The sequence below is a fragment of the Phenylobacterium sp. genome (assembly GCF_031412415.1).
Taxonomy (GTDB): domain Bacteria; phylum Pseudomonadota; class Alphaproteobacteria; order Caulobacterales; family Caulobacteraceae; genus Phenylobacterium.
Window position 1 is genome coordinate 1 of record NZ_JANOCX010000186.1, and the last position, 10,744, is coordinate 10,744.

Genomic DNA, 10,744 nt, shown 5'->3' on the forward strand with positions numbered 1-10,744 from the left:
CAACATCCACAACATCCGCGACTGGATCATTCGCAACAGCCCGGTGCCGATCGGCACGGTGCCGATCTACCAGGCCCTGGAGAAGGTCAATGGCGTCGCCGAGGATCTGAACTGGGAGGTGTTCCGCGACACCCTGATCGAGCAGGCCGAGCAGGGGGTGGACTACTTCACCATCCACGCCGGGGTGCGGCTGGCCTATGTGCCGCTGACCGCGAAGCGCGTGACCGGCATCGTCTCGCGCGGCGGGTCGATCATGGCCAAGTGGTGCCTGGCCCACCACAAGGAGAACTTCCTCTACGAGCATTTCGAGGACATCTGCGAGATCATGCGGGCCTACGACGTGTCGTTCAGCCTGGGCGACGGCCTGCGGCCGGGCTGCATCGCCGACGCCAACGACGCGGCTCAGTTCGCCGAGCTGGAGACCCTGGGGGAGCTGACCCCCATCGCCTGGAAGCACGGCGTCCAGGTGATGATCGAGGGTCCCGGCCATGTGCCGATGCACAAGATCAAGGCCAACATGGACAAGCAGCTGGCCGTCTGCGGCGAGGCGCCCTTCTACACCTTGGGCCCGCTGACCACCGACATCGCGCCGGGCTACGACCACATCACCAGCGCCATCGGCGCGGCCATGATCGGTTGGTTCGGCACCGCAATGCTCTGCTACGTGACGCCGAAGGAGCACCTGGGCCTGCCTGACCGCGAGGACGTGAAGGAAGGCGTGATCACCTACAAGATCGCCGCCCATGCTGCCGACCTCGCCAAGGGCCATCCGACCGCTCGGGCCTGGGATGACGCGCTCAGCCGCGCCCGGTTCGAGTTCCGCTGGGAGGATCAGTTCAACCTCGGCCTCGATCCGGAAACCGCGCGGGAGTACCACGACGAGAGCCTGCCAAAGGAAGCGTTCAAGACCGCTCACTTCTGTTCCATGTGCGGGCCGAAGTTCTGCTCAATGAAGATCAGCCAGGAGATCCGCGAGTCGGCCGCCAAGCAGAACGACGTGGCGCAGGCCGGAATGGCGGAGATGTCAGAGAAATTCCGGGCTGGCGGCGGCGAGATTCAAGTTAAACTGACCCCCGGATAGTTTTCGACCGGGGGGTCAAATGACGAATCGGATGGCGGTCGCGCTTGGTTGCGCGGTCTTGGCGGCAGCTTGCTCACCCAAGCCCGCGGCACCCAGCGCGCCGCAAGTCGTGGCGGCGACCCAGGTCGAGGCGGGGCGTTACCTTGCCCTGGTCGGCGGCTGCAACGACTGCCACACGCCGGGCTATAACCAGAGTGGCGGGACCACGCCGGAGGCCGACCGGATGACTGGGAACCCGGTCGGCTACCATGGGCCATGGGGCACGGCCTACGCCGGAAACCTCCGACTGCTCGCCCAAAGCATGACCGAGGACGGTTGGGTGGCGCGCATGCGCGACACGAAGATGCTTCCGCCCATGCCAGTGCAGAACACCAGCAAGATGAACGAGGCCGATCTGCGCGCCCTGTACCAGTACATCCGGTCCCTGGGACCCAAGGGCGAACCGGAGCCGGAGAACCTGCCGCCAGGCGTCGTTCCGACCGCGCCCTATGAATCCATGCTGCCCACGATACCGAAGCCGGCGGCGGGATAGCGGCGACCGAAAGCGTCGTAGGCGGCCGCCAGGATCGGTCAGGCCTCGCTTTTCGGGGCCGGTCGATGTTGGATGCCGGGATGATACTCGAACCGGGCGCGCGCTTCACGGGCGAGGACCTTTCAGGCGCCGATCTGGGCGACGCCGATCTCACCGACGCGGTGTTCGAGGACTGCGCCTTCACTGAGGTGCAGTTCCAGGGCGTCTGCCTGCAAGGCGCGCGGTTCAAGGGCTGCCGGCTGATCCGCTGTCGTTTCGCCCATGCCGACCTGCGCGAGGCGGTGTTCGAGGACTGCCTCTTCACCGACGACCAGGGCCATGTAGGCGTCCAGTTCGCCTTCTCGCGGCTGGAGGAGGCGCGGTTCGCCCGTTGCGATCTCTCCTTCGCCAAGATCGAGCGCTCGAGCCTCTACGGGGTCGAGATGTCGACCTGCAACCTGCGGGGCGCGGTGTTCCTGAAGGCCGACTTCGCCCGCGCCTTCGGCCGCAGCGTGGTCAAGTGGGCCGCGACGTTCAGCGGCTGCAATCTTGAATTGGCCGATCTGACCGAGGTCCGGCTGCCCGAGTGCGATCTCAACGGTTCAAGCTTCCGCGAGGCCCTGTTGCTCGACGCCGACCTGGAGGGCGCCGACCTGCGGCGCTGCGATTTCTTCCAGGCGCTCAGCGCCGGCGCCAAGCTCGCCCGCGCCGACCTGCGTGGCGGGGAGGTCAGCGGTCTTAACCTGCTGGAGCTGGCCAGTCGGGAAGGGATGAAGGTGGACGTGGACCAGCAGTATCGTCTGCTCAGCGCCATGGGCGTGGATGTCCACGCCGAATAGTCAGTCCTCGATGCGGACTTTGCGCTCTTCCGGCTTCCAGACGCGCACCGCGACAGCGGCGGTGATCGAGGCCAAGACGGCGGTGATCGCGCCGCACCACTGAAGGGTGTTCATGCCCTCCGCGGCTGAGCGACCCACCGCGGCGCTGACGGCGAAGACCAGGGCCGCGGTGCCCCACTCGGCGCCCCAGCTCGAAAACAGCAGCTTCAGCATGTGGTCCCTCGGCATTGGCAGATGCTCCGAAGATTTAGCCAGCGAACACGCCGCCTGGGAATGTGGCATGGGGTCGCCACGCGGTTTGACGGTTTGTTAAGCCGCCCGGCTGACGGCCTGGCTCTCGGCCACATTTTGCAGCACGGCGAACAACTTGGCGGCCTCGATCGGCTTGGGCATGTGCAGGTCGGCGCCGGCGGCGAGGCTGGCGGCCTGGTGCTCGGGCAGGGTGTTGGCGGTCAGCATGACGATGGGCGTGGCGATCCAGCCCCGCGCCTTCTCCCGCGACCGGATCTCGCGAACCGCGCTCAGCCCGTCCATGACCGGCATCTGCATGTCCATGAGCACCAGGTCGAAACGTTGGGCGGCGAAGGCGTCGCAGGCCTCGCGGCCGTTCTCGGTGCAGACCAGGTCGACATCGAACTCGGAGAACAGCACCTGCACGACCTTGCGGTTGGTCGGATGGTCGTCGGCCAGCAGGATGCGCAGAGGACGGTCGGGATTGGCGTCGGTCGCCGACGGCGCCACGTCGGCCACGGGCTTGGCGTCCGCCGGAGGCAGGTCCAGCCGCACGGTGAAGGTGGCGCCCTCGCCGGGCGCGCTGTTGGCGTCCAGCTCGCCGCCCATCAGGCCGACGAGTTGCTTGCAGATCGCCAGGCCCAGGCCCGAGCCGCCGTACTTGCGGGTGACCGAGCCGTCAGCCTGCTGGAAGCGGTTGAACAGGCGCGCCTTGTCGGCCGGATCGAAGCCGATGCCGGTGTCCTGCACCTCGATGCGCCACCGGCCGTCGCCCTCGGCGCGGACGGCGACGGCGACATAGCCGTCGGTGGTGAACTTGACGGCGTTGGAGACCAGGTTGGTCAGCACCTGCTTCACCCGAAGCTGGTCGCCGGCCACGGCGGTCTCAGCGGCGGGATCGATGTCGACGATCAGGTCCAGAGCCTTGTCGCGCGCCGGCGCGCCCGCCAGGGCGATGACGTCACGGACCGCGTTGGCCAGGTGGAACGGGGCGTTCTCCATGCTGACCGCGCCGGTCTCGATCCGCGACAGGTCCAGCACGTCCGACAGCAGGCGTTCCAGCGTCGCGCCGGAGCCACGGATGATGCCGACCATCTCGGCCTGGTTGGGGTTGAGCGGGGTGCGCTCCAGAGCCTCGGCGATGGCGGAGACGCCATTCAGCGGCGTGCGGATCTCATGGCTCATATTGGCCAGGAATTCGCTCTGCGATCGGTGACTGGCCAGCAGCTGGGCGGCGGCGCGGCGGGCGCGGACCACCATGATCGTCCCCATGGCCGCGAAGGCCAGGATGACCAGGGCGACCGGCAGGAGGGCGCGGCCCAACAGGTCGGCGCCCGGCCGCTCAGGCGTCCAGCTGATCACCAGGGGCTGGCCGTCGCCAAGCGTGTTCAGAACCACCTCGGCGCGGCCGCGCTGACCGCCCTCATGACCGATGCTGGTGCGCAGATCCTCCAGCTGGAAGCGGTCGCGCAGACGAGCCAGGGAGCGCTGGTCCAGGCGCATCACGGTCACCACCACCGGCGCCCGTGGTCCCATGGGCGTGACCCTGGCGAAGTCCGGCTGCACGAGGGTGGCGGTGACGAGGTAGATCAGTCCGTCATGGACAACGAAGTCGCTGGACTGGATGGCGCGGGAGACCAGGCGCATGGGCGCGCCGGCGCCATGCGGGGCGATGGGGCCTCGGCGCGCCTCGGCCCGACGGACGTCGGCGACCAGCTTTGACGTCCCGGCCACAGCGCCATAGCTGGCAGTTGAGGCGGGGGCCTCGTGGTGGCGCGCATAGATCGGCCGGTCGTAGGCGTCGAGCACGAACAGCCGCTCGAAGTCGATGTTCTGGGCATAGTGGTCGTTGATGTTGCTGGCCGCCCAGGCCGAGTCAAAGCGATTGTCCAGGTTGAGGACGGCCTCGTCCCAGTTGGTCTCCGGTATCAGCGACCGCTCGATCTCGGCGATGCTGGCGGTGACGCCCCGATGGACCAGGTCCTCTTCGTGGGCGCGCACGCCGCGGTCGATCTGAGCCGTCCAGATCAGCAGGCTTGCGACGAACACCACCATGGCGCCCCCGGCCAGCGCCACCATGGGCGCCAACAAACCGAACTCGGACTCGCGCCGCATCTGTCGGGCCCCTACCCCGGATCTGATTGGGCCCAAGATGTCGTAGGGGGGTTAAGGGAGCGTGTGGTCGAGCTTGCATCGCAAGCACGGTGCCCAGACATGACGACGGCGGCCCTCGTCGCCGGGGGCCGCCGCGTTCATCTTATCGTCTAGGACCCTAGGGAACCGGAATCGCGGGGACTTCCGGCGCCACGGTTTGGGGCGTCGGGGTCACCGGCTCGGCGGCCACGGGCGGAACGATGATCGGGGCCGGCGAGGCGCTGGGCGTCTGCGCGGTCGCCGAGTAGGGCACCGGCGCCGACGGCAGGGTGGCGTTGGCGTCACGCGACCACGAACTCACGTCCTCCGCGCCAGGGGTGGCGGCCGGCGCCGGGCGCACGCTGGCCACACGGGCAGGGGCGGCGCGGGCGGCGCGCGGCGCCGCGACCTTGGCGATCGGAGCGGCCGTCACGGGGGCGGCGGCCTCGACCGGAGCCGGAGCAGGGGTGGCGACAGCCATCTCGGCCGGCGCGGGCGCCAGGGGCGTCGGCGTGGTCGGCGCGGTGGCGATGGTCGCCGGCTGTTCGGCGATAAGGCTGTCACGCGGCTGCATGGTGAAGTAGGCCACACCGGCCAGAAGAGCGACCGCCGGGATGGCGATCAGCGCGATAGGCGCGACGGATTTGCCCTTGGCCGGCGACTTGGCGCGCTGGCCGTACAGCGGCGCGGCGGCGAACATCGAGGCTTCCTCGCCGCCGTTCTCCTGATGAACGACCACGGGCTCGACGAAGGCGGCGCGGGGCGTCTCAACCTGCGACGCGAAGGTACGAGTCTCAGGGGCCACGCGGGGCGCGGAGTCGAAGGTGGTCGCGGGATCGTCGCGGCCGAACGTCTCGGCGGTGAACTTGGGGCGGGCGAACGGGCTATATTCGGTAGACATATCAGACCTCCCAGATTGTTGGTCGAGACAAGAACGGGGTCAGCGTTCACACGTTCCGTGATTTCCAACGTCGAGCTTGATCTGGGCGTGCCAAATCGGCCGCGGTTCCTGAAATAGTACTGGTTTGCGAGCGAAAATATTTTCTAAGCGGCGCAGTTACATTCTGGCGAACTGACCGATGACTTCCAAATTTCCGCCACAGTCCTCACGAGTATCGCCGCATTGGCGCCACAGTTGGCGGACCCTGCGGCTCTTGGCGTCAGGATATCCTTGACGGCGGGAGTGTAAGGAGATACCTGACAGTCAGGGTCGTCCTGACAACGAGGTGGCGCGTGACCTACTATTGCTCGTTCTGTCTGAAGTCCTCGGCGGAGGTCGCCAAGCTGGTGGCCGGCGGCGGCGATGTGTTCATCTGCGACGCCTGCATCGGGCTTTGCCAAGTCTATATCGAGGGTCGGACGCCGGACCTGTCGCAGGTGATAAAGCCTGAAAACCTGCCGACCGAGCGGCTTCTCGGCCAACTCCCCGCCATCGAGGCCACGGCGCGCGGCAAGGGCGCGCAACTGAACTGGGTCGTCGATCTGCTCCGATCGCGCGAGGTGAGCTGGGCCCAAATCGGCGAGGCCTTGGGGATGTCGCGCCAATCGGCCTGGGAGCGGTTCTCCTAAGGGTCAGGCCACGGCGTCCCGGTGGAGCTGGGCCATGGCGCCCAGCAGGCTGTCGCCGTCCACGGGCTTGGTCACGAACAGGTCGGCGCCGGCCGCCATCCCCGCCGCGCGATGTTCGGGCAGGGCGTTGGCCGTCACCATGATGATCGGGGTGCGCCGCATCTGGCGGGCGCGCTCGCGCTCGCGGATCCTGCGGATGGCGGTCAGACCGTCCATGACCGGCATCTGCATGTCCATGAGGATCACGTCGAACGGCTGGGCCTCGAAGGCCTCGCACGCGGCCTGGCCGTCATGCGTCGACACCACCTCCGCGCCGATGGAATCCAACAGCATCTCCACCACCATGCGGTTGACCGGGTGGTCCTCGCTGACCAGTACGCGAAGCGGGGGGCCTTCAGGGGCCGCGGCGGGCACGGCGGCGTCCTGGACCGCGGGGGGCGTGGGCGCGGTGGGCAGGGGGACCACCAGGGTGAACACCGCGCCGCTTCCGGGCTCGCTGTCGCCGTCCAGGCTTCCGCCCATCTTAGCCGCCAGACCGCGGGAAATGGCCAGGCCCAGACCCGTTCCGCCGAATCGGCGGGTGATGCCGCCATCGGCCTGCTGAAACCGCTGGAACATCCGGGCCTTGGCGGCGGGGTCGAAGCCGATGCCGGTGTCGCGCACATCGAAGCGCCACATGCCGTCCTGCGGGCGCACCACGAGGTCGACATGGCCCTGGTCGGTGAACTTGATGGCGTTCGAGATCAGATTGGTCAGGATCTGCTTCAGGCGCGTGGCGTCGCCCAGCACCTCGGCGTGTGCGGCGGGGGCCAGGACCAGGCGAAGCTCCAGCCCCCGGCTCTGCGCGCGGGCCGTCATCAACGAAGTCACCGACTGGACGGCCGCCGCCAGATCGAAGGGTTCGACCTCCAGCGCCATGCCGTCCGGGTCGATGCGGGCCAAGTCCAGGATGTCGGTCAGCAGCCGCTCAAGCATGACGCCGGAGCTTTGGATGGTGTTGGCCATCTCCCGCTGCTGGGGCGACAGGTGGGACTTGGCCAAGGCGTTGGAGAGTGCGTTGACGCCGTTCAGCGGGGTTCGAATTTCGTGACTCATGTTGGCCAGGAACTCGCCCTGGGCCCGATGAACCTCCATCAGGTCCTTGGCGGCCTGGTGGGTTCGCTGGATCATCAGCGCCCCTAGCGCGATGAAGGCGATCGCCGCGGCGGCGATGATCCAGAACGAGCGCCGGAACAGGTCGTAGCTGGGCCGCTGCGGCGTCCAGACCAGCATGACGGGCGGGTCGCCCCGCGTGGGGTGGAAGGCGGTACGCGCCTGGGAGGGGGCGATCTTGCTGGCGTCGGTGACGATCGCCGTGCCGCTCAGGCCGTAGCTGGCTTGAATCGTGGCGATATTGGCGTCGGTGATGAAGCCGCCGGCCACCACGATGCTCGCCCTGGGGCCACGGGGCGCGGCCGCGCCTGCATCGGGTTCCACCAGGCTGGCCATCCACATATAGGCCCGCCCGTCGCGAGGCTCGATGCGAGTGATGATGACCGGCGGCGCGTCGGCCTTGGCCTTGGGCGCGGGGCCTCGTTTTCGCTCCAGGTCGCGGATTTCGGCGATCAGGTGTTCGGCCTCGCGCCGACGCTGCGCCCATTCGGCCCGCGGCGCCGGCTCGGCGTCGCGACTGGCCCACACCGGCCGGTCGGCCGCGTCGACCACCAGATAGTCCCAGGTGCCGATGGTCGGCTTCAGATAGACGGGAAGGTTCTCGCGCGCCCAGGTCGGGTCGGGGCGATTGTCCAGGTTGACCACGGCGGCGTCCCAGACCGTCTGGGCGGCCAAGGCGTTCTCGAAGCCGCGGATCTGGCCGTTGATGGCGCTGTCCACGAGCTGCTGCTCGTGCTCGCGGACCCGCGCGTCCACCTGCCGTGCGGCGAGGATGAGGCTGACGGCCAGGAGAACGATCGCCACCATCGCCAGGATCGTCAGCGGCCCAATCAGCTTCAACTCGGATCGGACCCGCATCGACGCCACCCCTGTCGTCATCGTCGCTGTCCTTGACCGCATCGGGTCAGGCCTAAACCCCAGTCTGTCTCGACCGAGGCGCTTCGTGAAGTCTTGCCGTGATCCGAGCGGGGTCGTTCTTGCCGCCGGAGGCGAGTGAGTCCTTTCGGCCACGATCTCCCTCGGCCGACATGGGTGCGACCGTTCGCACCCACGGCTCAGCTTGACCGGTGCGCGCACGCGCCGCCAAGGTGGGCGGTCGGAGGGAATGCATGCGACTGAAGGCCCGGCTCGAACGTGACTGGCGCTTTATGCGCGGGCTCAATCGCACCTTGAAGCGCGTCAAAACCATCGCGCCCGCTTCACCGAACCTCATCTGCGACGACATCCAGGCGGCGGTGGAGACGTGGCGCGACAGGCCGGCCCTGACCTTCGAGGGCAAGACCCTCACCTATGGCGAGATGGACGCCGTCGCCAACCGCTACGCCCACTGGGCGAAGGGCATGAACATCCGGCGTGGCCAGGTGGTCGCCCTGTTCCTGCCCAACCGGCTGGACTATTTCCCCATCTGGTATGGGCTGTCGAAGATCGGGGTGGTCACCGCCATGATCAACAACCAGCTCGCGGGCCTGCCGCTGGCGCACTGCCTGAACATCTCCGGCGCGGCCCACGTCATCGTCGACAGCGAGACCTCGCCGGTGTTCGAGCGGGCCAAGGGCCTGCTGGAACGCCCGATGCAGCAATGGGTCATCGGCCTGGCTCATGGCGACCAGCGCGACCTGCTCCAGGCGTTGAAGAGCTGTAGCCAGCTTCCGCCCGACCGCTCGGTCCGCGAGGGCATGACCGCGAAGGACACGGCGCTCCTCATCTATACCAGCGGCACCACGGGCTTGCCCAAGGCGGCCCGCATCACCCACGTCCGCGCTCAGCTCTATATGCGCGCCTTCGCTGGGGCCACCGGAGCGACCGAGAAGGACCGCATCTACGTCGCCCTGCCGCTGTATCACGCGACAGGCGGGCTCTGCGGCCTGGGCGCGGCGTTGCTGAGCGGTGGCTCGGCGGTGCTGAAGAAGAAGTTCTCCGCCAGCCACTTCTGGTCCGACGTGGTGGCCGAGGACTGCACCATGTTCGTCTATATCGGCGAGCTCTGCCGCTATCTGGTCAACCACCCGCCCGTGGAGGACGAGCACCGGCACAAGCTGCGCATGGCGTTCGGCAACGGCCTGCGCGGCGACGTCTGGGCCGAGATGAACACGCGCTTCCGGATCCCGGAGGTGTTGGAGTTCTACGGCTCCACCGAGGGCAACGTCTCGCTGTTCAATTTCGACGGCAAGGTGGGCGCCATCGGCCGCGCGCCCAAGTGGCTGCGGGCGAAGTTCAGCGTCCGGCTGGTCCAGTTCGACGTCGAGACCGAGGCGCCGGTGCGCGGGTTGAACGGCCTGTGCATCGAGTGCGGGCCAGGCCAGGTCGGCGAGTGCCTGGGCGCCATCGGCGGCGACGCGCGGACGGCCTATACGGGCTATGTCGACAAGGCGGCGTCGGAGAAGAAGATCCTGCACGACGTCTTCGCGCGCGGCGACGCCTGGTTCCGGACGGGCGACCTGATGCGGATGGACGCCGACGGCTACTTCTATTTCATCGACCGGATCGGCGACACCTTCCGCTGGAAGGGCGAGAACGTCTCCACCAATGAAGTGTCGGAACGACTGGCCGCCGTGCCCGGCGTCGCCGAGGCCAATGTCTATGGCGTGGAGGTTCCAGGCGCCGACGGACGCGCCGGCATGGCGGGCCTGGTGATCGAGCCCGGCTTCGACATCAAGGTGTTCGCAGACCAGGTCGCGCGCGAGCTGCCGCCCTACGCCCAGCCTGTCTTCGTCCGCATCCTGCCCGCGCTGGAAACCACGGGGACCTTCAAGCTCCGAAAAATCGACCTGGTCGCCGACGGTTACGATCCCTCCAAGATCAAGGGCGCCGTCTACTGGCGCGATCCGGTCAAGGGCTACATCAAGATGACCAAGCCCGGCTTCGAGAAGATTTCTGCGGGCGGGGTGAAGCTGTAGATCGCCTCCTGCGCCAGCGGACGGACTCGCCTATATCTTCGCCATGACGCTCGACGCCGACGCACAGCAGCGCCTCCAGGGCGCGGCCCTGATCAAGGACGAGGTCCGGCGCCTGCCCGACGCGCCTGGCGTCTACCGGATGATCGGCGAGGACGGCGAGGTCCTCTATGTGGGCAAGGCGCGCTCGCTGAAGAAGCGGGTGCTGCAATACGCCCAGGGGCGGTTCCATACCCAGCGCATCGCCCTGATGGTCGACCTCACCCGGTCGATGGAGTTCGTCACAACCCGCACCGAGACCGACGCCCTGCTGCTCGAGATCAACCTGATCAAG

At 67.8% G+C, this 10,744-nt stretch carries 10 protein-coding genes; 6 read left to right on the top strand and 4 right to left on the bottom strand.

Features of this window, described 5'->3' with window-relative positions:
• The 3 genes from thiC to RMO04_RS08945 all read left to right on the top strand — a co-directional run.
• A partial coding sequence (gene thiC / locus RMO04_RS08935; RefSeq protein ID WP_309644434.1) for a phosphomethylpyrimidine synthase ThiC occupies positions 1 to 1,081 on the top strand: 1,081 nt, incomplete at its 5' end.
• A gap of 109 nt (positions 1,082 to 1,190) precedes the next feature.
• Entirely contained in the window at positions 1,191 to 1,613 is a 423-nt protein-coding gene (locus RMO04_RS08940; protein ID WP_309644435.1) for a c-type cytochrome, read from the top strand.
• A gap of 80 nt (positions 1,614 to 1,693) precedes the next feature.
• Complete coding sequence (locus RMO04_RS08945) at positions 1,694 to 2,431, top strand: pentapeptide repeat-containing protein (RefSeq protein ID WP_309644436.1); 738 nt, start codon at positions 1,694 to 1,696, stop codon at positions 2,429 to 2,431.
• Here RMO04_RS08945 and RMO04_RS08950 read toward each other — a convergent pair whose 3' ends face one another.
• The 3 genes from RMO04_RS08950 to RMO04_RS08960 form a co-directional block, all read right to left on the bottom strand.
• The gene (locus tag RMO04_RS08950) at positions 2,432 to 2,659 is read right to left on the bottom strand and encodes a hypothetical protein (protein WP_309644437.1); all 228 of its coding nucleotides are present in this window, start codon (positions 2,657 to 2,659) and stop codon (positions 2,432 to 2,434) included. It abuts the gene before it with no gap.
• Positions 2,660 to 2,740: 81 nt separating this feature from the next.
• A complete protein-coding gene (locus RMO04_RS08955) occupies positions 2,741 to 4,777 on the bottom strand; it encodes an ATP-binding protein (RefSeq protein ID WP_309644438.1) in 2,037 nt (678 codons plus the stop codon).
• Positions 4,778 to 4,934: 157 nt separating this feature from the next.
• Positions 4,935 to 5,696, bottom strand: a complete 762-nt coding sequence (locus RMO04_RS08960) for a hypothetical protein (RefSeq protein ID WP_309644439.1) — start codon at positions 5,694 to 5,696, stop codon at positions 4,935 to 4,937.
• Between the two features lie 332 nt (positions 5,697 to 6,028).
• Here RMO04_RS08960 and RMO04_RS08965 point away from each other — a divergent pair, with 332 nt between their 5' ends.
• Complete coding sequence (locus tag RMO04_RS08965) at positions 6,029 to 6,364, top strand: ClpX C4-type zinc finger protein (RefSeq protein WP_405041477.1); 336 nt, start codon at positions 6,029 to 6,031, stop codon at positions 6,362 to 6,364.
• 3 nt (positions 6,365 to 6,367) lie between these two features.
• On the opposite strand, the gene RMO04_RS08970 is transcribed toward RMO04_RS08965, so the two are convergent.
• Positions 6,368 to 8,374 (bottom strand): ATP-binding protein, encoded by a 2,007-nt coding sequence (locus RMO04_RS08970; protein ID WP_309644440.1) that lies wholly within the window; start codon positions 8,372 to 8,374, stop codon positions 6,368 to 6,370.
• 251 nt (positions 8,375 to 8,625) lie between these two features.
• On the opposite strand from RMO04_RS08970, the gene RMO04_RS08975 reads away from it, so the two are divergent.
• Together RMO04_RS08975 and RMO04_RS08980 are read left to right on the top strand one after the other, a co-directional pair.
• The gene (locus tag RMO04_RS08975) at positions 8,626 to 10,413 is read left to right on the top strand and encodes a long-chain-acyl-CoA synthetase (protein WP_309644441.1); all 1,788 of its coding nucleotides are present in this window, start codon (positions 8,626 to 8,628) and stop codon (positions 10,411 to 10,413) included.
• Positions 10,414 to 10,456: 43 nt separating this feature from the next.
• Positions 10,457 to 10,744, top strand: a 288-nt coding sequence (locus RMO04_RS08980; protein WP_309644442.1) for a GIY-YIG nuclease family protein, incomplete at its 3' end; no start/stop codon positions are given.

Coding starts and splice junctions, on each gene's coding strand:
- RMO04_RS08955 (WP_309644438.1), bottom strand. CDS start 4,777: ATGCGGCGCGAGTCCGAGTTCGGTTTGTTGGCGCCCATGGTGGCGCTG.
- RMO04_RS08950 (WP_309644437.1), bottom strand. CDS start 2,659: ATGCCGAGGGACCACATGCTGAAGCTGCTGTTTTCGAGCTGGGGCGCC.
- RMO04_RS08970 (WP_309644440.1), bottom strand. CDS start 8,374: ATGCGGGTCCGATCCGAGTTGAAGCTGATTGGGCCGCTGACGATCCTG.
- RMO04_RS08960 (WP_309644439.1), bottom strand. CDS start 5,696: ATGTCTACCGAATATAGCCCGTTCGCCCGCCCCAAGTTCACCGCCGAG.
- RMO04_RS08945 (WP_309644436.1), top strand. CDS start 1,694: ATGATACTCGAACCGGGCGCGCGCTTCACGGGCGAGGACCTTTCAGGC.
- RMO04_RS08975 (WP_309644441.1), top strand. CDS start 8,626: ATGCGACTGAAGGCCCGGCTCGAACGTGACTGGCGCTTTATGCGCGGG.